Below are 22,560 nucleotides of genomic sequence, written 5' to 3'. Positions count from 1 at the left end.
GTCCCCCGCGCCGGTGACCGTCCCCCGCGCCGGTGGCCGTGTGTCCGGCGGCTGCCGTGCGGTGGCGGCCGTGCGTCCGGCGGTTCCGGTGCGGCGGCGGCCGGTTGTTCACTCGCGGTTTCCGTGCGCGCCGCACCGCACCAGTAGGTGTGGCACCGAACACTGGCCGGATCCCGTCCTCTGGAGGCGTATCCATGTCCCACCGTCCGTTCCCCGGCCGCCGCAGCGTGCTGCGCGGCTCGCTGGCCGCGTCGGCGGCCCTGACCCTGCCCGGCGCGCTCGGCGCGGCGCCGGCGCTCGCCCTGTCCGGCCGCCCACGGGCGGACTGGGGCGTGCAGGCGGGAGACGTGACCTCCGACTCGGGTCTGGTGTGGGTGCGCGCGGACCGCCCGGCCCGGATGATCGTCGAGACCTCGGCGACCGAGTCGTTCCGCGCCCCGCGCAGATGGCACGGCCCGCTGCTCGGCGCGGACACCGACTTCACGGGCACGGCCCGGCTGCACGGGCTGCCCGCGGGCGAGCAGATCCACTACCGCGTGCTCCTCGCCGACCCGGACGACCCGCGCCGCACCGGCGAGCCGACGTACGGCACCTTCCGCACGGCGCCCGCGCGACGCCGTCAGGGCGTGCGGTTCGTGTGGTCCGGCGACCTGGCCGGGCAGGGCTGGGGCATCAACGAGTCGATCGGCGGCTACCGGATCTTCGACGCCATGGCGAAGCTGGACCCGGACTTCTTCCTGTGCAGCGGCGACAACATCTACGCCGACGGCCCCATCCAGGCCACCGCCAAGCTCCCGGACGGCAGCGTCTACCGCAACGTCACCACCGAGGAGAAGTCACACGTCGCCATCTCTCTGGCCGACTACCGGGGCAACTTCCGCTACAACCTGCTCGACGCGGCGCTGCGCCGGTTCAACGCGCAGGTGCCGAACATCATCCAGTGGGACGACCACGAGGTCCGCAACAACTGGTACCCGGGCGAGGTCATCGGCGCCGGCACCCCCTACCCGGCCGGGACGGAACTCGACGACCTGGCCCTGCGCGCCCGCCGGGCGTTCTCCGAGTACTTCCCCGTCTCCACGATCAGCGGCCGCCCCGACGGGCGGATCTACCGCGTCCACCACCACGGCCCGCTGCTCGACGTGTTCGTCCTCGACATGCGGACCTACCGCAACGCCAACTCGCCCGACGACCAGACGACCGACCCGCAGGGCATCCTCGGCCGCGAGCAGCTGGAGTGGCTCAAGCGGGAGCTGGCCCGGTCGCGGGCGGTGTGGAAGGTCATCGCCGCCGACATGCCGCTCGGCCTGGTCGTGCCCGACGGCGTCGAGGGCAGGCCCAACTTCGAGGCCGTCGCGCAGGGCGACCCGGGCGCGCCGCTCGGCCGGGAGCTGCAGATCGCCGAACTGCTGCGGTTCGTCAAGCACCGCCGGATCACCGGCACGGTGTGGCTGACGGCGGACGTCCACCACACCTCGGCCCAGCACTACGACCCGTCACGGGCGGCCTTCAAGGACTTCGAGCCGTTCTGGGAGTTCGTCTCCGGCCCGCTCAACGCGGGCGCCTTCCCGGCCAGCGCGCTCGACGGGACGTTCGGCCCGGACCGGGTGTTCGTCAAGGCGCCGACCGCCTCCAACGTCTCGCCCGCCGAGGGCTACCAGTTCTTCGGCGAGGTCGACATCGACGGCGACAGCGGCGAGCTGACGGTCCGGCTGCGCGAGCAGGACGGCAGCGTGCTCTTCACTCAGGTGCTCCAGCCGGGGCGCGTCGAGAGCTGAGTCCCGTACGCTCTTCGTCCGTGCCGCGCTCCGGCGTCATCCCCCGGGGCGCGGCCCGGTCTCCCGGCGGGCCTCGAACTGGCCCCGAAAACAGCGTTTCCGCAGATCAAAGTGACTGTCAGTGGTCGCCTCTACGGTTTTTCCCATGACGCGATCCTTGCAGGCCGTGGCCTATTGCCGACCCTCCGTGCTGGAGTCCGCCCCGGACGGACAGCGCCTGGGACTCGAGACCTCGCGGGGGACAACCCCCTCGGGCGTCGAGGACCATCCGCGCTTTTTCACAGGGTTCCTGACGTCACCTCAGGTGGCTTCGGCGGGGCTGCTGGCGGTGGCCGACGTGGCGGCGGCCCGCTACTACCAGCCGCAGCTGCGCGCCTCCCTCGACCCGGTGGTGACGGGCAACGGCGACCGGCTGCGCTTCGAGTCCTTCTCCGGCTGCTGCGGTGTCCATGCGCGCCTGGACGTGCTGGGTCCCGGCCTCGACGGCGGCGAGGTGGGGCACGGCACGACGAACGTCGACGTCAACAACCCGCTGCGCGAGGCCCTGTCGAGGATCGGCGCGGACGACCCGCTCCATCTGCGTGTCGGCCCCGAGGAGCTGACGGTGACCACCCTGGACGGGCCGGTGGTGGAGAAGAAGGTGCCGCTGCCGGACCGATGGCTGCGCGGTTTCGCGGAGGCCCAGGTCATAGCGGCCGGTTTCGATCTGCGGGCCGAGCTGCCGGCGGCCGAGGCGGTGCGGTTCCTGCGCTCGCTGCCCCGGAGCGGGTCACGGGGCGGCCGGAGCGGAGCCCGGTGGGTGGTCCCGGCCGGGCGGGTGCTGCGGCCGACGACCCGGCCGGTGCCCGGCGCGGTGTGCCTGCCGGGTCCGGAGCGGCTGGCTGCGCTGCAACGGGTACTGCGGCACGCGACCGCCCTGCGGGTGTACGGCCCGGCGGTCACGGGCGCGGCGACCGAGGCCACGGCCAGTGCCTGGGAGGTCGTCCTGCCGGGCATGCGGCTGACGCTGACGCTGTCGCCCGACGCCTCGCGCGGGTTCTCCGGCGAGGGCGGGGTGCTGGACGCGCTGGCCACGGACGAGGCGGCCGAGGACGCCGAGCTGATCGCGGTGCTGCTGGCCTGGGCGCCCCGCGTCGACGTCGCCGACCTCGCTGCCGCCTCCGGACTCACCCCGGAGCGGGTCCGCGCGGCACTGGTCCGGCTCGGCACCTCTGGCCGCGTCGGCTACGACACGGCGGAGGCGGCGTACTTCCGCCGGGAGCTGCCCTACGACGCCGGGCGCGCCGAGCGGCACAACCCCCGGTTGCGGGCGGCCCGGGCGCTGGTCGCCGCCGGCGCGGTCGGCATGGACGGCGCCCTGGCGACGGTGACGGCCGAGGACGGGCATGTGCACCGGGTGCGCGACGAGGCGGGCACGCTCAGCTGCAGTTGCCTGTGGTGGGCGAAGTACCGGGGCGGGCGCGGGCCCTGCAGCCACGCGCTGGCGGTGCGGATGGCGCGGCGGGGCGCCGCCGCGGTGGAGCGGGGCGGGATGCGGGTCGGCGGGGGTGCGCGATGAGTGAGCTGATCGAGGCGGTACGGGCCGGGCGGACGGCCGAGGTGGTGGGGCTCCTCGACGGGATGACCGACGCCGAGCGCAGGGCGCAGTCGCCCGGACTGAAGGCGCTGCGCAAGGAGCTTCGGTCGGCGCGCTGGGACGCGGCGTCCCGTCGCGCCTACCCCGCGCTGCACGCGGCCGGCGCGGCCTGCCAGACGGGCGCGGCCGCCGCGGCGAGCTGGATCACGGCGGCCGACATGCGGTGGTCGGGACTCTCCCCGGCGGTCCTGCTGCACGTTCTCGGTGACCGTGACGCCGAGTGGCTCGCCGACGTGGCGCACCGCATCGCCGACCGCCCCGCCTCGGCCTGGGTGCCGTACGAGCTGATGGCCGGTCTGGTGCGGCTGTCCGGCTGCCCGGTGCCGACGACCGACGCCTATGTGCGGGGCTGGGTCCAGCACATGGGCGGCACATGGCCGCGCGGCGACACGATCCTGGACCGGCTGCGCGGGGACGCGTATCTGACGGACCTGGTGGCGGCTCTCTTCGAGACCCACGACATCGGCAACGCGCTGGAGTGGGGCGCGGGCGACGGCCCGAACAGCTGGTCCGACGCGCTCGCCCGGCTCACCGTCGAGGGCGCCCTCGATCGCGCGGCGACGGTCGACGCGTGCGTGGCCCGTCTGCTGCGGGGCGGCACGACCGCCGATCAGCGCGCGTTCCTGCGGGTGCTGCGGTCCCTGGCGCTCACGCGCGAGGAGCAACGGGAGCGGGTCGCCGACTGGTCGGCGCTCGCCTCGGACGCGGCCTCGGTGGTGGCCTCGCACGCCCAGTCGGTGCTGGGCTCCCTGGCCCTGGACAGCGAGCTGACGTACCGTCAACTGGCCGAGGTGTCCGAGGCGGTGCTGTTCCGCACGGAGCGCAAGCTGGTGCGCGCGCAGCTGGTGCTGCTGGGCAAGGTGCTCGCCCGGGACCCCGCCGCGGCGGACGAGCTGCTGCCCGCTGCCGCGCAGGCCTTCGAGCACGAGGACGCCGACGTGCGGGAGCGGGCGCTGAAGCTGATGGAACGCCATGTGAAGAAGGTCCGGTCCGCCGAGGTGCGAACGGGACTGGCTCTCGCGGCCGAGCGGCTTGGGCCCGCGCTGCGCGCCCGGGCCGTGGCCACCCTGGGCGCGGCGCCGGTGGACGCGACGGCCACGGTGTACGAGGAGGTCCTGCCGCCGGTTCCGCGGCCGGCGCGTCTCGCGCCCGCGCCGTCCTCGGTGACCGAGCTCGCCGAGGAGGTGGGAGCCGCGATGGCCGCCGACGCCGGCGTGACCGGGTTCGAGCGCGCCCTGGACGGCCTGGTCCGCCATGCGTACGGCAACCGCGAGGACCTGCTGGAGGCGCTGGAACCCGTGGTCGCCCGGCGCTGGTGGGCCGACCCGCGGTACCTGGGAGCGGACCGCCGCTACGGTGATCTGCGCCACGGCATGCTCGAGGCGGCGGACGCCCTGGACCTCGTCCTCGCGACGCTGTGCGAGAAGACGCGTACCGACACTCTGCACTCGGGACTCCAGCAGGGCGCGCCGACCCGCAACTGCGTGCACGCCGCCCTCTCCCGCGCCTTCGAGGCCCGGGTGTGGGAGGTGGCGTACCGGATCCGCACCGAACCGCTGCCGCTCCTGCTCTCGACGCCCACCTGGAGCACGGGCCTGCTGGAGCCGGACGAGCTGGTGACACGCCTCGACACGTACCGGCGCATGGGCGCCCGGGTGGGGGCGGCCGACTTCGCGCAGGCGCTGCTGAGGGTGCGGCGCGAGGACCGGTCGGTGGCCGAGGCGGCGGCGCGGCGGGCCTCGGCTCTCGGCACGGCGGAAGGGACGCGGCTCGCCCGATGGCTCACCGCCGGCAAGCCCCTGCCGCCGGTGGTCCGGCGCCGCACGTCGGGGCCGCGCATCCTGGCGGAGTCCGGTGAAGTCCTGGAGCTGCAGGAGGACTTCCCGGCCTCCTTCCGGGCGCTGGGCAGGCCGGTGAGCGCCTTCGGGGAGAGCCGCTACTGCTACCACTGGAGCAACGCCCTGCGGGCGCAGTGGCCGGCCATGGTTCCCGAGCGGCGCGAGCTTCTGGCCGTGCGGCTGCTGCGGGACCTGTCCGGCCTGGCCGTGGACGACACCCGGGGCACGGCCTCGGTCCTGCCGCTGCTCGCCGAGTCCGGCGGCGAGGCCGGCGAGGCGACGCACCTCGGTGTGGCGTACGGGCTCGGCGCCCGGCACCCGGAGGACCGGCTCGCCGCCGTGGACGCCCTGCCGGTCCTGGCCGCGCGCGGGCAGTTGGACGCCTCCCGGCTCGGAGCGGACCTCGGGCAGCTGGTGCGGCGCGGTGCCGTGAAGCCGACACGGCTCGCGGAGTCGCTGCGCACGGCGGCGGCCACCGGGGCGAACGCCACCATCTGGGGTCTGCTCAGTCACGCGCTGCCCGTCCTGCTGGCCGATCTCGCGACCGACGGCCCCACCGGCCCGATACGCGGGCTGGGGGATCTGCTGGCGGTCGCGGCCGAGTGCGCCGAGCAGTCGGGGGCACGGGGCGAGCTGCCGCATCTGGCGTGCACGGCGGACCGGCGCGGCGCCTCGCGTCTGGTCAGGGAGGCCCGCCGCCTGCGCGGCGCCCTGATGCCCGTGGAGGTTGCCGCATGACATGACGTGCACCGACGATCGGTCCCCTCACCCGGCCGCGGTCGGCAGGAACAGCCCACCGATTGAATCACCGACAAAAGGTGCGAATCATCGCTTTACCCGGACGACACGGAGCGTTCGCGATCACGCAACACCGGTCCTCCACAGTGGTTGCATGACTCGAGACATGTCTGATGTGACGCGGAGAAGGCATGGCCGCCCGGTGCACCACTGGCGGCGGGACGTGGTGGAACTGGCCGCGCTGTTCACGGCCGTCGCGGTGGCGGACGGCGTGGCGAACCTGATCGGTCACGGGCCCGACGGGCCGGCCCTGTTGCTGATCTCGGCGCTGGCTCTGCTCGCGACGGCGACGTTCCACACCTGGTGGGCACGGCGCCACGGGCACGCGCCCCCGCAGGAGGATACCGGTGCCCGGCCGCCCGCCTCCGAAGGGCGGCAGGCCGGGCCCTCCGGCGCCTCCACGGTGGAGCGGGACGAGGTCCCGACAGTGAGCGCACTGTGGCGGATGCGGACGACGGTGCGGGACGAGCCGGGGTCGCTGGCCGCTCTCTGCGCGGCACTGGCCGCCCGGCAGGTCGACATCCTGAGCCTGCAGACGCATCCGCTGGCCGAGGGCACGGTCGACGAGTTTTTGCTGCGCGCCCCGGGCCGGACCGAGGCGTCGCAGATCACCCGGGCGGTCGCGTCCGCGGGCGGCGCGGACACCTGGATCGAGCGTGCCGACGCGCACGACCTGGTGGACGCGCCGACGCGGGTCCTGGGCCTGGCCACCCGTACCGCGCTGGACGCGGCAGAACTCCCGCTGGCCCTGCGGCAGTTGCTGGGCCGGTGCACCATCCGTTCGCTGCCGGCCCGGCCGGCGGGCGGCGGCCGGGGTCCGGCGGAGGTACCGGCCGAGGGGGTGCTGGAGGACACGGTGCTGCGGCTGCGGGCGCCGGAAGGCGGAGTGATCACCGTGGAGCGGCCGTATCTGCCCTTCACGCCGACCGAGTTCGCACGGGCCCGCGCGCTGGTGGAACTGGACACCCGGCTCGGACCGCGCATCCCGCGCAGCCAGGACGTGCTGACGCTGCCCGAGGGCGAAGCGATCACCGTGCGCCGGGCCGACAGGAGCGACCTCAGGGCCGCCCTGCAGATGCACGAGCGATGCTCGGCGCGGACGCTCGGCCTGCGCTACCACGGGCCGGTCCGTGACGCCGACCGCTATCTGAACCACCTGCTCAGCCCGCGCTTCGGGCGCACGCTCGCCGCGCAGACCGCGTCGGGGCGGATCATCGGCCTCGGCCATCTGCTGTGGGACGGCGACGAGACCGAGGTCGCACTCCTGGTCGAGGACGACTGGCAGCGGCGCGGCATCGGCGCCGAGCTGCTGGGCCGGCTGGTGGGCATGGCCGTGGAGGCGGGCTGCGCGAGCGTGTACGCCGTGACGCAGGCGTCGAACACCGGGATGGTCGCCGCCATGCGCGGCCTGGGCCTGCCGCTGGACTACCAGATCGAGGAGCGCACCCTGGTGATCACCGCCCGCCTCGACACCGCCCCGGCGTCCTGCCGGCTGCCGTACGCCGGCCGGCGGGAGGAGTTCGACGGCTCCGCCCTGCGCGACTGACCTCGAGCGACCGACCCCGCGCGGCCCGGCCGGCACCCTTGGTCCCGGCCGGGCCGCGCGCCGCTGTGCGGTCAGCTCATCGCCTCGTGCAGCCTCTTCACCTCGGGCGACTCCGGCCGCGGCTCCCCCAGGGCCGCGTCCAGGTCGGCCCACAGGTCCTCGACGTCCTCCAGGCCGACCGACATGCGCAGCAGCCGGTCGCTGACACCGGCGCCGCGCCGGTCCTCGGCGTCCACGATGCGGTGGCTGATGGAGGCCGGGTGCTGGATCAGCGTGTCGACGCTGCCGAGGCTGACGGCGGGGGTGATCAGACGCACGCCTCCGATGACCGCGTGCGGGTCGCCGTGCACCTCGAAGGCGACCATCGCGCCGCCGATGCGCGGATAGTGCACACGGGCCACGCGCGGGTCGGCGGCCAGCCGGGCCGCCAGGTCCGCGGCGGTCGCGGAGGCGGCCCGTACCCGCACCGGCAGCGTGGACAGGCCGCGCAGCAGCAGATACCCGGCGAGCGGGTGCAGGACACCGCCGGTGGCGAAGCGCACCTGCCGCAGCCGTCCGGCGAGTTCCTCGTCGCACGCCACCACACCGGCCATGACGTCCCCGTGTCCGCCCAGGTACTTGGTGGCGCTGTGCAGCACCAGCCGGGCACCCTGCTCGGCCGGGCGCTGGAGCACCGGCGTGGCGAAGGTGTTGTCGGCCAGCAGCGGCACCGAGCCGCAGGCGTGGGCGACGGCCCGCAGATCCACCTCGGCCAGCGTCGGGTTGGCCGGGGACTCCACCATCACCAGCCCGGTGTCCGGGCGCAGCGCGTCGGCGATGCCCGCCGGGTCGGTCCAGGTCACCTCGGTGCCCAGCAGCCCGGCGGTGAGCAGGTGGTCGCTGCAGCCGTACAGGGGCCGTACGGCCACGACGTGGCGCAGGCCCATGGCCGACCGGACGAGGAGGACGGCGCTGAGCGCGGCCATGCCGCTGGCGAACGCGACCGCCGCCTCGGTGCCCTCGAGCCGGGCCAGCGCGGTCTCGAAGCGGGCGACGGTCGGGTTGCCGAGCCGCCCGTAGACGGGCGGGCCGTCGAGTTCGGCGCCGTCGCCGGCGAAGGCGTCGATGCGGGCGGCCTCGGCCCGGCTGTCGTAGGAGGGGTAGGTGGTGGACAGGTCGATCGGCGGGGCGTGCAGTCCCTGGCGGGCGAGGTCGTCCCGGCCGGCGTGCACGGCCTCGGTGGCCAGTGCTCTGGGTGCGGTGGTGCGTACGTCGTCGTACGCGGTGGTGCGCGCGGAGTCGAAGGGCGTGTCCATGACCGAAGGGTGAACAACGATCGAGGACCCGGCCGGAAACTCCGTGCTACGTTCGGCGCATGGCCGAATCCGTCGAACTGGACGCGGTGGACCTCCATCTGCTGCGGCTGCTGCAGAACGACGCCCGGACCACCTACCGGGACCTCGCCGCACAGGTCGGGGTGGCGCCGTCGACCTGTCTGGACCGGGTGACCCGGCTGCGCCGCTCGGGCGTCATCCTCGGCCATCGCCTCCGGCTCGACCCCGCCAAGCTGGGCCGGGGCCTTCAGGCACTGCTGTCGGTGCAGGTCAGACCGCACCGGCGGGAACTGGTGGGCCCGTTCGTGGAGCGGATCCGGGCCCTGCCGGAGTCGCTGTCCGTGTTCCATCTGACCGGCCCGGACGACTACCTCGTCCATGTCGCGGTCGCGGACATGGCGGATCTGCAGCGACTGGTGCTGGACGAGTTCACGGCACGGCGGGAGGTGGCCCGGGTGGAGACCCGGCTGATCTTCCAGCAGTGGGACTGCGGCCCCCTGCTGCCGCCGGGCGCGGAAACGACGACACCAGAGGCAGGTAAACCGGGCTGACGCGGGACACCTCCTCGTACGAGGATGGTCGCCATGTCAGAGACCAACAGCGCGCTTCCCCGTCAGGTCGCCGACGCCTATGTCGACGAACTCATCGCCCTCGACCCGATCACCGGCACCTTCCTCGGCGTGAAGGAGAGTTCGGGCAGGCTGCCCGACACCTCGCCCGCGGGCCAGGAGGCGCTGGCGGAGCTGGCGCGCACCACGCTGGCCCGCCTGGAGGAGGCCGAGCGCCGGCCCGGCGCGGACAGTGACATCGAGCGCCGGTGCGCGCGCCTGCTGCGCGAGCGGCTCACCGCGGAACTCGCCGTGCACGACGCCGACGAGGGTCTGCGCGCGGTGAGCAACATCCACAGCCCCGTGCACTCGGTACGCGAAGTCTTCACGATCACCCCCACCGAGACCGACGAGGACTGGGCGGCGGTCGCCGAGCGGCTGCGCGCCGTGCCGGCCGCGCTGCGCGGCTACCGCGAGTCCCTGGCCCTCGGCCTGGAGCGCAAGCTGTACGCGGGCCCGCGGCCGACCCGGACCTTCGTCGAGCAGCTCACCGAGTGGTCGGACACGAACGGTCAGGGCCGCGGCTGGTTCCAGGACTTCGCCGCCGCCGGTCCCGAGTCCCTGCGCGGCGAGCTCGACGAGGCCGGCCGGGCGGCGACCGCGGCCATCGTCGAGCTGCGCGACTGGATGCGCGACGTGTACGCGCCGACGATCGAGGGCACCCCGGACACGGTCGGCCGCGAGCGCTACGCCCGCTTCTCGCGCTACTTCAACGGCACGGACCTGGACCTCGACGAGGCCTACGCGTACGGCTGGTCGGAGTTCCACCGGCTGCTCGCCGAGATGAAGAAGGAGGCCGAGAAGGTCCTGCCGGGCGCCGAGACCCCGTGGGTGGCGCTCGCGCATCTCGACACCCACGGCGCGCACATCGAGGGTGTGGACGAGGTCCGCACCTGGCTGCAGGGCCTGATGGACGAGGCGATCGACGCGCTCGACGGCACCCACTTCGAACTCGCCGAGCGGGTGCGGCGGGTGGAGTCGCGCATCGCCCCGCCCGGCGGCGCCGCGGCCCCCTACTACACGCCGCCGTCCGCCGACTTCTCGCGGCCGGGCCGCACCTGGCTGCCGACCATGGGACAGACCCGGTTCCCGGCGTACGACCTGGTCTCGACCTGGTACCACGAGGGCGTCCCCGGCCACCACCTGCAACTCGCCCAGTGGGCGCACGTCGCCGAGAACCTCTCGCGCTACCAGGCGACCGTGGGCATCGTCAGCGCCAACGCCGAGGGCTGGGCCCTGTACGCGGAACGCCTGATGGACGAACTCGGCTTCCTCACCGACCCCGAGCGGCGGCTGGGCTACCTGGACGCGCAGATGATGCGGGCGGTCCGCGTCATCATCGACATCGGCATGCACCTGGAGCTGGACATCCCGGCGGACTCGCCCTTCCACCCCGGTGAGCGCTGGACGCCGGAGCTGGCGGAGGAGTTCTTCGGCGCGCACAGCAGCCGTCCGCGGGACTTCGTGGCGAGCGAGCTGATCCGCTATCTGTCGATGCCCGGCCAGGCGATCGGCTACAAGCTGGGCGAGCGGGCCTGGCTGCTCGGCCGCGAGAACGCCAGGAAGCGGCACGGCGACGCGTTCGACGCGAAGGCCTGGCACATGGCGGCCCTGTCCCAGGGGTCGCTGGGCCTGGACGACCTGGTGGACGAACTCTCGCAGCTGTGAACCGGCCTGGGCGGGTGACCGGCCCCCGGTCGCCCGCCCCGACCAGGAGCGGCCACCCTCCGACCCGCGGCGCCCGCCCCGACCCGCGGCGCGCGGCCCGAGCTCGACCGCCCGCCCCGAACGGGAGCGGCCGACACGACTCGGTCGCCCGCCCCCGTCCCCGTCCGCGGTGCGTCAGCAGCCGCAGTCCTCTCCCTCCACCGGCGCGGTCAGCGGGTCGGCGGCCCGGCGGTCGCCGCCCTGCCATGTCTCGTAGGCGAAGCCCTCGCGCACCCAGTACTCGAAGCCGCCGAGCATCTCCTTGACGTGGTAGCCGAGTTCGGCGAGGGCCAGGGCGGCACGGGTGCCGCCGTTGCAGCCCGGGCCCCAGCAGTAGGTGACCACCGGGACGGACCTGTCGAGCAATGCCTCCGCCTGCTCGGGGATCAGAGCGGTCGGCAGATGCACCGCGCCGGGGATGTGTCCCTGGTCCCAGGCCTCGGTGGAGCGGGAGTCGAGCAGGACGAAGCCGGGGTCGCCGCCGGCCGCGAGCGCGGCGGCCACGTCGGACACGTCGGCGTGGAAAGCGAGGCTCGCCCGGAAGTAGGCGGCGGCCTCGGCCGGCGGCGCGGGCGGGACCCGCAGCACCGGGTGGGCGGCGAACGCGGTGCTGTCGGCGGTGGTGGGCGCGGCGGTCATCGTGGGGTCCCTTCCATGGGCGGTCTCGGCACCCGAGAATCTACGGCCGAAGATCATCTCCATGAAGGGGCGATCCCCGGCGCACCTCTTGATCGGCCGGGGATTCCCCTGGTATCCATCGCTCATGACCGCGTTTTCCCCGGACGCCACCGACTGGCGCATTCTCGACGTCCTCCAGCGGGACGGGCGGGCCAGCTTCGCCGAGCTGGCGCGGGCGGTGTCGATGTCCCCGAGCGCGGTCACCGAACGGGTGCGCCGCCTGGAGGAGGCGGGTGTCATCCAGGGGTACGCGGCCGTGGTCGACCAGGAGCGGCTGGGGATGCCGATCCTGGCCTTCGTCCGGCTCCGCTACCCCAACGGCAACTACAAGCCCTTCCACGACCTGGTCGCCGCCACCCCCGAGATCCTGGAGGCGCACCATGTGACGGGCGACGACTGCTTCGTCATCAAGGTCGCCGCGCGCTCCATGCGCCACCTGGAGGAGGTGTCCGGCAGGATCGGCGCGCTGGGCTCGGTGACCACGAGCATCGTGTACTCCTCGCCCCTGCCCCGCCGCCCTCTGGCCGCTGAGGGCTGAGGGGCCGGCGGAGGGGCCGCGGGGCCGGCAGAGGGTCGGCGGGGCCGGGTCAGTCCACGCCGCGCTGCCGCACCGTCGAGCCCGACCGGCCCTTGACGACCTCCAGCTGGGCGTGGATCCGGCGGCGCAGGTCGGCGACATGGCTGACGATGCCGACGCTGCGGTCGCGTTCGCGCAGGGAGTCCAGCACGTCCAGCACCTCGTCCAGCGTCTGGTCGTCCAGGCTGCCGAAGCCCTCGTCGATGAAGAGGGTGTCCAGCCGGACGCCGCCGGCCTCGTCGGTGACCACGTCGGCGAGCCCGAGGGCGAGGGCGAGCGAGGCGAAGAACGTCTCCCCGCCCGACAGGGTCGCCGTGTCCCGCTCGCGCCCCGTCCACGCGTCGACGACGTGCAGCCCGAGGCCGCTGCGGCCGCGTCCGGCCCGGTCGTCGGAATGGACGAGGGTGTAGCGGCCGGACGACATGCGCTGCAGCCGTGCGGTCGCGGCGGCGGCCACCTGTTCCAGGCGGGCGGCGAGGACGTAGGACTCCAGGCGCATCTTGCGCTCGTTGTCGGCCGAGGTGCCCGCCGTGAGCGCGGCGAGCCGGGCCACGCGGTCGTACTCCTGACGCAGGGGTGCCAGACGGCGTACCCCGGTGGCCGCGCGCGCGGACAGCCGGTCGAGTTCGGCGCAGCGGCGGGCGGCGGCGTCCCGGGTGGATGCGGCCTCGCGCAGCCGCAGGCCCGCGGTGGCGGCGGCGGTCTCCGCCGCCGTGGGGTCGGCCGGCTCGCGCCCGGCGGCGGCCACGGTGTCGGCCTCGGCGAGGACGGCGCGGACGGCGGCCTCCTCGGCCTGCCGGGCGTCGAGGCGGTGCTGGAGTTCGCGGTGGGCGGCGTCGTCGAGGAGTGCGGCGACCGCGGCCCGCGGGGTGTCGAAACCGGCGCGGAACGCGGCCTCGGCGAGCCGCCCGTCGGCGTCCTTGAGCCGTTCGGCACTCTCCTCGGCGGCCCGCGCGGCCTCCGCGGCGTCGGTGAGGAGCGCCACCTGTCGCTCCAGTTGTGCGGCCCGTGCGGCGACGCTCGCGGCGGCGCCCCTGGCCTCGGCCAGCTCGGCCTCCAGGGTGCTCTGTTCGCGGTCGAGGTTCTCCTTGCGGGTCAGCCGGGCGGCCGATCTGACCTCGGCCTGCCGGCGGTCGGCGAGCCGTCGCTCGTGCTCCTGCTCCGCCCGGCGCAGCTCCTCCCGGGCGGCGTGCAGCCCGGAGGCCTCCTGGCGTGCCCGCGTGAGGTCCCGCTCCAACGCCTCGGCCTCTTCGGCGAGTTGCGCCGTGGGTGCGTCACGCGCCTCGGCGGTGGCGGCGGCCAGTCGCTCGCGCAGCGCGGCGAGCCGGCGCTCGTGGTCGGTGCGCCGCTCCTCGGCGTCCTGGAGGGCGGCCAGGGCGCGCTCCTCCGCCTCGCGGTCGACGTGCCCGGTGACCCGGCGCGCGGGTGCGGGGTGCTCGGTGGCACCGCAGACGGCGCAGGGCTCGCCGTCGGTGAGGTTCGCGGCGAGCTCGGCGGCGATCCCGTTCAGCCGCTGCTCTTTCAGGTCCAGCCAGTGGTCCTTGGCGCGCACCGCGTGTTCGGCGGAGTCGAGGACGCGCCGCTGTTCCTCGTCGGTGTCCCGGATGAGCTGGTCGCGCAGCCTGGCCGCGCCGAGCCGGGTCTGTGCCCCCTCGCGTCGCACGGCGAGCTGGTCCGCCCGGCCGGCCGCCTCCTGGGCGGCCTCGACACGGGCCTGGAGTCCGGCGCGGGTGTTCTCCCATCCGGCGAGCCAGGCCTCGGCCTCCTGGAGCACGTCCTCGTCGGCGCGCTCCTGGCGGTCCACGTCCGCGCGCTCGGCGACGAGGTCGGCCAGGCGCCGCTCGGCGCGGCGGGCCGACTCCAGTCCGCCCAGTTCCTCGGCGGCCCGGCGGGCCGCGGCGGCCAGTCCGGCCGCGCCGGCGTCGGCGAAGGTCTCGGGCAGCAGCGCACGCGCGTGTGTCTCGGCGGCGGCCGCCCTCCGGTGTGCGGCGTCGGCGGCCTCCCGCAGCTCCAGCGCCGGTGCCACGGTCTGCGCCTTGCGCCCCCGTTCCATCCGCTCCTGCGTCCGGCGGTGCTCCTCGGCCCCTTCCTCGAGGCGCTCGGCGCGCTCGCGCGCCTCGGCGAACCGGCGTTGCAGCCGGGCCAGTTCGCGTACGTCGTGCAGGGCGCGCTCGGCGGCGGCGTGGGCGGCCTCGGCGGCCGTGAGCCGGCAGTGGGCGACGGTCAGCTGCTCGCGCGCGGTGCTGCGGGCGACGGCGGCGGCGGTCAGCACGGCCTCGGCCAGTCCCGGCTCGCCGGGGGCCAGCTCGGGCAGCTCCATGGTGTCGCCGGCCGCCTGCTGCATGCGGTGCGCGTCGGCCAGCAGCGCGGCGTCGCCCTCGCGGACCTGGGCCTCGGTGGCGCGCCGGCGCTCGGCGAGGCGCTTTTCCACCTCGGCGAAGCGGTGCGTGTCGAACAGGCGCCCGAGCAGCTTGCCGCGGGCCTCGGCGTCGGCGCGCAGGAAGCGGGCGAAGTCGCCCTGCGGCAACAGCACGACCTGGCAGAACTGTTCGCGGCTCATGCCGAGCAGCTGGGTGATCTCCTCGCCTATCTCCTGGTGGGAGCGGCTGAGATCCTTCCAGGCGCCCGTCGCCGCGTCGTACTCGCGCAGCCAGGTCTGCGCCTTGTCGACGGTGGTGCCGGTGCCGCGCCGCTTCGGGCGTGCCCAGGGCGGCTGCCGGGTGATCTCCAGGCGGCGTCCGGCAACGGTGAGGTCGAGGGTGACCTCGGTACGGGTGCCCTCGGCGGCGTGGTCGCTGCGCAGGGTGATCCCCTGCCCGCTGCCCTGCCGTGCGCCGGGCACCGAGCCGTACAGGGCGTAGCACACGGCGTCCAGGACGGACGTCTTGCCGGCCCCGGTCGGTCCGTGCAGCAGGAACAGTCCGGCGGCCGACAGGGCGTCGAAGTCGATGCTCCGGGAACCCCCGAACGGTCCGAAGGCGGTGATGTCGAGCCGGTGCAGCCTCACCGTGCCACCTCTCGTTCCGCCTCGTCGGCGCGTACGGCGTCGAAGGCCTCGCGCAGCACGGTCCGTTCGTGTGCGTCGGGTCCCGCGCCGCGCACATGGGCGACGAAGTCCTCGGCGATCTGCTGGTCGCTGCGGTCCGCGAGCCGGCGGGCGTAGGACACGTCCGGGTCGCCGGGGGCGCGCTCGGGGTCGAACACGAGGCTGAGGGCGTGCGGGAAGCGCTCGGTGAGGCGGGCCATCGGGTCGGCCGGGCGGACCGGATCGGTGAGCGTGGCCTCGACCCAGGCGTCCTGGTGGCGGGCGAGGCCGGGGTCGGCGAGCAGTTCCTCCAGCGTGCCCCGGATCCGGGCCAGCGGGCGCGGGACCGGGCAGCCGACCCGCTCGGCGGTGACCCGGCCGTCGGCGTCGAGGTCGACGAGCCACATGCTCTTGTGGTGGTCGGCCTCCGAGAAGGAGTACGGCAGCGGGGACCCGGAGTAGCGCACGCGCTCGGTGATGGTCTGGCAGCCGTGCAGATGTCCCAGGGCGGCGTAGTCGACGCCGTCGAAGACGCCCGCGGGGACGGCGGCGACCCCGCCGACGGTGATGTCCCGCTCGCTGTCGCTGGCCTCGCCGCCGGTGACGAAGGCGTGCGCGAGGACGACGGAGCGGGTGCCGGGCGCGCGCGTGGCGAGGTCGGCGCGGATTCGTTCCATGGCGGCGGCGAGCACGGCCTCGTGCCCCGCCTTCTCGACCCCGAAGTGGTCCTTGACCAGGGCCGGTTCCAGATACGGCAGGCCGTAGAAGGCGACGTCGCCGTGGGCGTCGGCCAGCACCACGGGTGTGGCGCACGCCGCGGGCTCGGTACGCAGATGGATGCCTGCGCGGTCGATGAGCCCCGCGCCGACGCCGAGCCGGCGGGCGGAGTCGTGGTTGCCGGAGATCATCACGGTGGGCACGCCCAGGGCGGCGAGGCGGTGCAGGGCGTCGTCGAACAGCTCGACGGCGGCCAGCGGGGGCACCGCGCGGTCGTACACGTCCCCCGACACGACCACCGCCTCGACGTCGTGCTCACGCACGGTCGCCACCAGGTGGCCGATGAACGCGGCCTGGGCCTCGAGCATGCTCACCCGGTGGAAGGACCGGCCCAGGTGCCAGTCGGACGTGTGCAGCAGCCTCATGATCCCCGAGACTAACGGCAGGGTCCGACAACACGGGCGGTTACTCCCGTATCAGCCGTCATGGGCAGTCAAGTACGGGACTGTTACTGATGAAATGCCCGTTTCGTCACGCATCGCTGTAGGCCTCTCCGCCGAGTTCGAAACCGGCGGTGCCCGCCGTCACATCGGCGAGCCAGGCCCGGAAGGCGTCCACGTCGGCGTCCGGCAGGCCGATCTCGATCGTGACCGCCTCGCCGTAGCGCACGTCCCGCACCTCCCGCCCGGTCGATCTGAGGTCGTTCTGCACCTTGCCGGCGCGCTGGTGGTCGACGGTCACCGTGGCGAGGCGGAAGCGCCGGCGCGTCAGGGTGCCGAGCACGTCCAGCGCCTCGCCGACCGCTCCGCCGTAGGCGCGGATGAGGCCGCCCGCGCCGAGCTTGACGCCGCCGTAGTAGCGGGTGACGACGGCGACGACGTAGCGCATGTCGCGGCGCAGCAGCATCTGGAGCATGGGCACCCCGGCGGTGCCGCCGGGTTCCCCGTCGTCGCTGGCCTTCTGGACGCCGGCGTCGGCGCCGATGACGTAGGCCCAGCAGTTGTGCGTGGCGTCCGCGTGCTCCTTGCGGACGGCCGCGATGAAGTCCTGGGCCTCCTGCTCGGTGGCCGCCGGGGCGAGCGCGCACAGGAAACGGGAGCGGTTGACCTCGGTCTCGTGCACGCCCGGGCGGGCGACTGTGCGGTACTCGTCCTGCATCCGGCCAGCCTAGGGCCTCCTCCGGCGCCCAGCGGCCCCCGTCCCGGCCGGTCCGGGAGGTGGGGCCCGGGAGCGGCGACCCTAGGACCTGCCCTTCGTGCCCCGCGGCACGGTCAGCTCCGTCAGCAGGGCGGTGCCGGGGGCGAGCGCGTGCCAGCCGGTGCCGTGCCAGGCGAGCACGGCGATCGCGGAGGTGGGGAACTTCACCCGGAGCCGTTCCAGTGTGTCGTCCAGGCCCTCCCCGGCGAGATGGAGGACCAGTTCCTCCAGGCCCGGGTTGTGCCCGATCAGCAGCAGCGTCTCCACCTGCGGCGGCGTCTCGCGCACGGCCTCCAGCAGAGTGGGGACGTCGGCGGCGTACAGCCGCGGGTCGAGACGCACCGGCGGTGGGGTGCCCCACTCGGCGGAGGCCAGTTCCCAGGTCCGGCGGGCCCGCAGGGCCGTGGAGCACAGCGCGAGGTCCGGCAGGCAGTCGGACGCGGCGAGCGCGCGGCCCGCGGCGGGGGCATCCCGGCGGCCGCGCGGCGCGAGCGGGCGGTCGTGGTCGGTGACGCCCTCGGGCCGGGCGGACTTGGCGTGCCGCAGGACCACCAGGCGGCGCAGCGGGCCGGCTCCCGCGCGCGTACTCATGGCGCCCGCCCGACGTCGCGGGTGAGGTCCAGGCCGAGCAGGCGGTCCGCGTAGGCGTACGTCTCGAAGCGGGCGCCGTCCGCCAGGTCCGGCCGGGTCTCGACCCACTCCAGCACCCGGAGCGTCGCGGGGATGTCCAGGTCGTCCTCCCAACTTCCGCGCAGCCGTCCGCGCACGTCGTCGGGGACGGGCCGCGAGGGCTGCCGCGCCCAGAGGGCGACCGCGCCACGCCAGCGGGCGAGGGTCCGGCCGGCCTCGTCCAGTGTGTCGGCATCGAGCCGCAGGGGCAGGGTGCGGCGGCGGGCGAGCAGGGCGAGGCGCCAGGTGGCGGGGTCGCTGTCGGCCGCCGGGGCGAGGGGAACGGCCGCGTCGACGGATGCGACGGCGAGCCGGACGCCCTCGGGTGCGGTCTCCTCGGCCTCACCGGCCACGTGCACGACCTGTGCCTCGCCCAGGGCGGCGCCCAGACCGCGGCTGTCCTCGAAGGGCCGGATGCCGAGGGCCGCGCCGGCCGCCCGCAGCTCCGCCTGCTCGCGCTCGCCGGTCAGCAGGGCCCACACCGGTGTGCCGCCCAGCTCCAGGGCGCGGACGAGCAGGTCGGCGACGAGGAGCACTCGCAGCCCCGAGGCGTCGAAGCCGGACGCGTGCACCTCGATGCGGGTCAGGCCGCGGCGAGCGGGGGCGGCGTCCATGGGCTCGCCGGTTCGGGCGTCGATGATGCGCAGCACGGCCCGAGCGTAGGCCCCCGACCGGCCGCGCGCAGGCCTGCGGCCCACATTCCGGACAGAGTGCCGCGTTCGGCCGATCGGGGAATCGACCGACCAGGGGCACTGTTGGCGCAGTCGGCAACCTTCCCCCGGACGCGAGGAGACCTGTGGTGTACGGCGATGCGGCGACGGTCCGCAAGATCCTGACCGAACTCGGTGACACCTGGGCCGTCGTGGGCCTGTCGAACAACCGCGACCGTGCCGCGTACGGCGTGGCGCAGGTGCTGCAGCGGTTCGGCAAGAAGGTCGTCCCGGTGCACCCCAAGGCGGAGACCGTGCACGGCGAGCAGGGCTACGCCTCCCTCGCGGACATCCCCTTCGACGTGGACGTGGTGGACGTCTTCGTCAACAGCGACCTGGCCGGCCCGGTCGCCGACGAGGCGGTCGCCAAGGGCGCCAAGGCGGTGTGGTTCCAGCTCGGCGTCGTCGACGAGGCCGCCTATGAGCGGACCCGGGCCGCGGGCCTGGAGATGGTCATGGATCGCTGCCCCGCGATCGAAATTCCGCGCCTGAACTAGCTTGTGACAAGCTCTTCCGACATTTCGAAACTGAATAGCAACATTCTGCGATGGCCGTTGACCTGGGTAAAGGGCGCACCAAAGAAGCACCCTTGGAAGAGTCAAATTTAGGGCGACGACCTTCTGCAGAGGGGGCAAGCATTCCTACTCTGAGCCGCCGTCGGGCGTTAATTCGGTGTTCAGATAGTGAAAGGCCCCTTGACATGGCGAAACTCGACCATGTAACCGCCGACGTCACCCGGGACCAGACCGGTCTCCGGCGTGACGTCGGTCTGATCGGTCTGATGTGGGCCTCGGTCGGTTCCATCATCGGCTCCGGCTGGCTCTACGGCGCCGAGAAGGCCGTGGTGACGGCCGGCCCCGCCGCGATCATCTCCTGGCTGATCGGCACCGTGGCGATCGTGCTGCTGGCGCTCGTGCACGCGGAGCTGGGCGGCATGTTCCCGGTGGCGGGCGGCACGGCCCGCTACCCGCACTACGCCTTCGGCGGCCTGGCCGGCATGTCCTTCGGCTGGTTCTCCTGGCTGCAGGCGGCCACCGTGGCCCCGATCGAGGTCGAGGCGATGATCGGTTACGCCGGTCACTGGCACTTCGCCCAGGGCCTGCAGCACACCGACGGCACCCTGACGACCAGCGGTTTCCTCGTCGCCGTGGTGCTGATGGCCGTGTTCGTCGTGGTCAACTTCCTGGGTGTGCGCGTGCTGGCCCACACCAACAGCGCCGCCACCTGGTGGAAGATCGCCGTACCGCTGGCCACGATCTTCATCATCGCGGTGGGCAACTTCCACCCGCACAACTTCACCGCCCAGGGCTTCGCCCCGTTCGGCGCCAAGGGCGTGCTGGGCGCCATCAGCTCCAGCGGCATCATCTTCGCCCTGCTGGGCTTCGAGCAGGCGATCCAGCTGGCCGGCGAGAGCCGCAACCCCAAGCGCGACCTGCCGCGCGCCACTCTCGGCTCGGTCGCCATCGGCGCGACCATCTACGTCCTGCTCCAGGTCGTGTTCATCGGCGCGCTGCCGCTCGGCTCCTTCGCGCACGGCTGGGCCAAGCTGGACTTCCCCGGCATCAGCGGCCCCTGGGCGGGCGTTGCCACCCTGGTGGGCCTCGGCTGGCTGAGCGTCGTGCTCTACATCGACGCGGTCATCTCCCCCGGCGGCACCGGCCTGATCTACGTCACCGCCACCTCCCGGGTCTCCTACGGCCTGGCGAAGAACGGCTACGCGCCCAAGCTCTTCGAGCGGATCGACGCGCGCGGTGTGCCGTGGTTCGGCCTCGCCATCTCCTTCGTGACCGGCGTGGTCTGCTTCCTGCCCTTCCCCAGCTGGCAGGAGCTGGTCGGCTTCATCACCTCGGCGAGCGTGCTGATGTACGCCGGCGCACCGCTGGCCTACGGCGTGTTCGCCGACCGGCTGCCGCACCACGAGCGGCCCTACCGCCTGCCCGCGGGCAAGGTGATCTCGCCGCTGTCCTTCGTGGTCGCCAACCTCATCATCTACTGGGCCGGCTGGGACACGCTGTGGCGGCTCGGCATCGCGATCGTCCTCGGCTACCTGCTGCTCGGCGGCTACGCCTGGTACGCCACCAACAAGCAGCTCCCCGACGCGCCCCGGCTGGACTTCAAGGCCGCCCAGTGGCTGCCCGGCTATCTGCTCGGCATGGGCCTGATCTCGTGGCAGGGCGGCTTCGGCGGCCAGGGTCACATCGGGCTGTGGTGGGACATGGCCGTCGTCGCGGCCTTCTCGTTGGGCATCTACTACTGGGCGAAGGCCACCGCGTCCCGGTCCGAGGAGATCGAGCGCAGCATCGAGGAGGTCGTGGTCACCGACGCGCCCGCGCACTGACCACGGTCACACCTCGATCCCGCTCCCGATCCCGATCCCGTACGGTGTCCCGTCGGCCGCGCCCCCACCACCGGGGCGTGCCTGACGGGACACCGTCATAATGCCCGGGTGACTCAGCCCTCCCCCCACCCCAACTCCCCTTCCCGCGAACGCTTTCCGGTCGTCGTCGTCGGCGCCGGACCGGCGGGACTCACCGTCGCCAACATTTTGCGGGCCGCCTCCGTCGACTGCCTGGTCCTGGAGACCGAGTCCCGGCGGTTCATCGAACAGCGGCCCCGTGCCGGGGTCCTGGAGGAGTGGGCCGTACGCGCTCTGGAACGCCATGGCCTGGCCGCGAACCTGCTCGAGCGGGCCGGACGGCACACCACCTGCGAGTTCCGCTTCGACGGCGTCGGCCACCGCTTCCCCTACACGGACCTGACGGGCCATCACCACTTCGTGTACCCGCAACCGCTGCTCGTGACGGACCTGGTGCGCGAGTACGCCGACGTCCGGGGCGGCGAGATCCGCTTCGGCGTGCGGGACGTGACGCTGCACGACACCGACACGGACCGGCCGTCGGTGTCGTACCTCTGCCCCGAGACGGGGCGACGACGGGTGATCCACTGCGACTTCGTCGCCGGATGCGACGGGGCCCGCGGGGTGAGCCGGTCCGCGCTCGTCCCGGAGCGCGCCCGGATCGCCCGGCACGACTACGGCATCGGCTGGCTGGCGCTGCTCGCCGAGGCACCGCCGTCCTCCGACTGCGTGCTCTTCGGCGTCCACCCGCGCGGCTTCGCCGGGCACATGGCCCGCAGCGCGGACGTGACCCGCTACTACCTTCAGTGCCCGCCCGGCGACGACCCGGAGAACTGGCCGCACGAGCGCGTCTGGGCCGAGCTGCGGCAACGGCTCGCCGCGGCGGACGCCCCGCCGCTCACCGAGGGCCGGCTGCTGGAGCAGCGGGTGCTCGACATGCACGACTACGTCGTGGAGCCGATGGCCTCCGGCCGGCTGTTCCTGGCCGGTGACGCGGCACATCTGACGGCGCCCATCGCGGCGAAGGGCATGAACCTCGCCCTGCACGACGCCTTCCTGCTCGGTGACGCGCTCGCCGCATACATGACCGGCGGCGACGAGGGCGGCCTGGCCGGCTACTCGGCGGCGTGCCTGCGGCGCGTGTGGGACTACCAGGAATTCTCCCAGTGGCTCTCCGACGTCTATCACGGCACCGCGTCGGGTGATCCGTTCCACGCGGGCACCACACTCGCCCGGCTGCGCCGTCTGTTCACCTCGCCGGCCGCGGCGGCCGCCTTCGCCGAGCAGTACCTCGGCGCGGCGGGCCACTTCTGAGGACGGACACCGGGGCCGGTGACCGGTCACCGGTCACCGGTTGACGGTCGCGAGGCACGCGGGTTGCGAGACATGCCCGTCGCGAGGCACGCG

17 protein-coding genes are annotated in these 22,560 nt (G+C 74.0%); 10 read left to right on the top strand and 7 right to left on the bottom strand.

All coding sequences use genetic code 11. From position 1 onward, the window contains the following. Positions 1-194: 194 nt before the first annotated feature. From IE318_RS06250 to IE318_RS06235, 4 genes are all read left to right on the top strand, one after another. Positions 195-1,778 carry an alkaline phosphatase D family protein gene (locus IE318_RS06250; RefSeq protein WP_189897356.1) on the top strand — a complete coding sequence of 528 codons (1,584 nt, stop codon included), beginning with the start codon at positions 195-197 and terminating at the stop codon, positions 1,776-1,778. Between the two features lie 145 nt (positions 1,779-1,923). Then, on the top strand, positions 1,924-3,336 hold the full coding sequence (locus tag IE318_RS06245; protein WP_189897354.1) for an SWIM zinc finger family protein: 1,413 nt from the start codon (positions 1,924-1,926) through the stop codon (positions 3,334-3,336). Continuing rightward, the gene (locus IE318_RS06240) at positions 3,333-5,990 is read left to right on the top strand and encodes a DUF7824 domain-containing protein (RefSeq protein WP_189897352.1); all 2,658 of its coding nucleotides are present in this window, start codon (positions 3,333-3,335) and stop codon (positions 5,988-5,990) included. Before IE318_RS06245 ends, IE318_RS06240 begins: the two co-directional genes overlap by 4 nt. 166 nt (positions 5,991-6,156) lie before the next feature. Next, a complete protein-coding gene (locus tag IE318_RS06235; protein ID WP_189897350.1) occupies positions 6,157-7,596 on the top strand; it encodes a GNAT family N-acetyltransferase in 1,440 nt (479 codons plus the stop codon). A 71-nt stretch (positions 7,597-7,667) separates the two neighbouring features. Here IE318_RS06235 and IE318_RS06230 read toward each other — a convergent pair whose 3' ends face one another. Continuing rightward, a complete protein-coding gene (locus tag IE318_RS06230) occupies positions 7,668-8,891 on the bottom strand; it encodes a trans-sulfuration enzyme family protein (protein ID WP_189897347.1) in 1,224 nt (407 codons plus the stop codon). Between the two features lie 59 nt (positions 8,892-8,950). On the opposite strand from IE318_RS06230, the gene IE318_RS06225 reads away from it, so the two are divergent. Together IE318_RS06225 and IE318_RS06220 are read left to right on the top strand one after the other, a co-directional pair. After that, on the top strand, positions 8,951-9,460 hold the full coding sequence (locus IE318_RS06225) for an Lrp/AsnC family transcriptional regulator (protein ID WP_189897345.1): 510 nt from the start codon (positions 8,951-8,953) through the stop codon (positions 9,458-9,460). A 33-nt stretch (positions 9,461-9,493) separates the two neighbouring features. Further along, positions 9,494-11,185, top strand: coding sequence for a DUF885 domain-containing protein (locus tag IE318_RS06220; RefSeq protein WP_189897342.1), 1,692 nt, complete (start codon positions 9,494-9,496; stop codon positions 11,183-11,185). A gap of 174 nt (positions 11,186-11,359) precedes the next feature. On the opposite strand, the gene IE318_RS06215 is transcribed toward IE318_RS06220, so the two are convergent. Further along, the gene (locus tag IE318_RS06215) at positions 11,360-11,863 is read right to left on the bottom strand and encodes a rhodanese-like domain-containing protein (RefSeq protein ID WP_030177702.1); all 504 of its coding nucleotides are present in this window, start codon (positions 11,861-11,863) and stop codon (positions 11,360-11,362) included. 124 nt (positions 11,864-11,987) lie between these two features. Between IE318_RS06215 and IE318_RS06210 the strand changes: the two genes are divergently transcribed. Beyond that, on the top strand, positions 11,988-12,440 hold the full coding sequence (locus tag IE318_RS06210) for an Lrp/AsnC family transcriptional regulator (RefSeq protein WP_030177700.1): 453 nt from the start codon (positions 11,988-11,990) through the stop codon (positions 12,438-12,440). A 49-nt stretch (positions 12,441-12,489) separates the two neighbouring features. Here the strand turns inward: IE318_RS06210 and IE318_RS06205 are convergent, their stop codons facing one another. From IE318_RS06205 to IE318_RS06185, 5 genes are all read right to left on the bottom strand, one after another. After that, complete coding sequence (locus IE318_RS06205) at positions 12,490-15,486, bottom strand: AAA family ATPase (RefSeq protein ID WP_189897340.1); 2,997 nt, start codon at positions 15,484-15,486, stop codon at positions 12,490-12,492. Next, positions 15,483-16,646 carry an exonuclease SbcCD subunit D gene (locus IE318_RS06200; protein ID WP_189897337.1) on the bottom strand — a complete coding sequence of 388 codons (1,164 nt, stop codon included), beginning with the start codon at positions 16,644-16,646 and terminating at the stop codon, positions 15,483-15,485. The genes IE318_RS06205 and IE318_RS06200 overlap by 4 nt, the downstream gene beginning before the upstream one ends. Positions 16,647-16,752: 106 nt before the next feature. Further along, a complete protein-coding gene (locus tag IE318_RS06195) occupies positions 16,753-17,379 on the bottom strand; it encodes a YigZ family protein (RefSeq protein WP_189897335.1) in 627 nt (208 codons plus the stop codon). 81 nt (positions 17,380-17,460) lie between these two features. Continuing rightward, the gene (locus IE318_RS06190) at positions 17,461-18,009 is read right to left on the bottom strand and encodes a SixA phosphatase family protein (RefSeq protein WP_030177695.1); all 549 of its coding nucleotides are present in this window, start codon (positions 18,007-18,009) and stop codon (positions 17,461-17,463) included. Next, the gene (locus IE318_RS06185) at positions 18,006-18,737 is read right to left on the bottom strand and encodes a hypothetical protein (RefSeq protein ID WP_189897334.1); all 732 of its coding nucleotides are present in this window, start codon (positions 18,735-18,737) and stop codon (positions 18,006-18,008) included. The genes IE318_RS06190 and IE318_RS06185 overlap by 4 nt, the downstream gene beginning before the upstream one ends. A 149-nt stretch (positions 18,738-18,886) precedes the next feature. Here IE318_RS06185 and IE318_RS06180 point away from each other — a divergent pair, with 149 nt between their 5' ends. From IE318_RS06180 to IE318_RS06170, 3 genes are all read left to right on the top strand, one after another. Next, a complete protein-coding gene (locus IE318_RS06180) occupies positions 18,887-19,294 on the top strand; it encodes a CoA-binding protein (RefSeq protein ID WP_030177691.1) in 408 nt (135 codons plus the stop codon). 203 nt (positions 19,295-19,497) lie between these two features. Then, entirely contained in the window at positions 19,498-21,135 is a 1,638-nt protein-coding gene (locus IE318_RS06175; RefSeq protein ID WP_030177689.1) for an APC family permease, read from the top strand. A 108-nt stretch (positions 21,136-21,243) separates the two neighbouring features. Then, positions 21,244-22,467, top strand: coding sequence for a 4-hydroxybenzoate 3-monooxygenase (locus IE318_RS06170; protein WP_189897332.1), 1,224 nt, complete (start codon positions 21,244-21,246; stop codon positions 22,465-22,467). The last annotated feature ends 93 nt before the right edge of the window (positions 22,468-22,560 follow it).

The organism is Streptomyces spiralis (genome assembly GCF_014654675.1).
In the GTDB taxonomy this organism is placed as follows: domain Bacteria; phylum Actinomycetota; class Actinomycetes; order Streptomycetales; family Streptomycetaceae; genus Streptomyces; species Streptomyces spiralis.
Note: the sequence above shows the minus strand (reverse complement) of the source record. Positions and strands in the feature narration are given on the sequence as shown.

Coding starts and splice junctions, on each gene's coding strand:
- IE318_RS06250 (WP_189897356.1), top strand. CDS start 195: ATGTCCCACCGTCCGTTCCCCGGCCGCCGCAGCGTGCTGCGCGGCTCG.
- IE318_RS06215 (WP_030177702.1), bottom strand. CDS start 11,863: ATGACCGCCGCGCCCACCACCGCCGACAGCACCGCGTTCGCCGCCCAC.
- IE318_RS06190 (WP_030177695.1), bottom strand. CDS start 18,009: ATGAGTACGCGCGCGGGAGCCGGCCCGCTGCGCCGCCTGGTGGTCCTG.
- IE318_RS06195 (WP_189897335.1), bottom strand. CDS start 17,379: ATGCAGGACGAGTACCGCACAGTCGCCCGCCCGGGCGTGCACGAGACC.
- IE318_RS06235 (WP_189897350.1), top strand. CDS start 6,157: ATGTCTGATGTGACGCGGAGAAGGCATGGCCGCCCGGTGCACCACTGG.
- IE318_RS06225 (WP_189897345.1), top strand. CDS start 8,951: ATGGCCGAATCCGTCGAACTGGACGCGGTGGACCTCCATCTGCTGCGG.
- IE318_RS06230 (WP_189897347.1), bottom strand. CDS start 8,891: ATGGACACGCCCTTCGACTCCGCGCGCACCACCGCGTACGACGACGTA.
- IE318_RS06210 (WP_030177700.1), top strand. CDS start 11,988: ATGACCGCGTTTTCCCCGGACGCCACCGACTGGCGCATTCTCGACGTC.
- IE318_RS06175 (WP_030177689.1), top strand. CDS start 19,498: ATGGCGAAACTCGACCATGTAACCGCCGACGTCACCCGGGACCAGACC.
- IE318_RS06240 (WP_189897352.1), top strand. CDS start 3,333: ATGAGTGAGCTGATCGAGGCGGTACGGGCCGGGCGGACGGCCGAGGTG.
- IE318_RS06220 (WP_189897342.1), top strand. CDS start 9,494: ATGTCAGAGACCAACAGCGCGCTTCCCCGTCAGGTCGCCGACGCCTAT.
- IE318_RS06245 (WP_189897354.1), top strand. CDS start 1,924: ATGACGCGATCCTTGCAGGCCGTGGCCTATTGCCGACCCTCCGTGCTG.
- IE318_RS06200 (WP_189897337.1), bottom strand. CDS start 16,646: ATGAGGCTGCTGCACACGTCCGACTGGCACCTGGGCCGGTCCTTCCAC.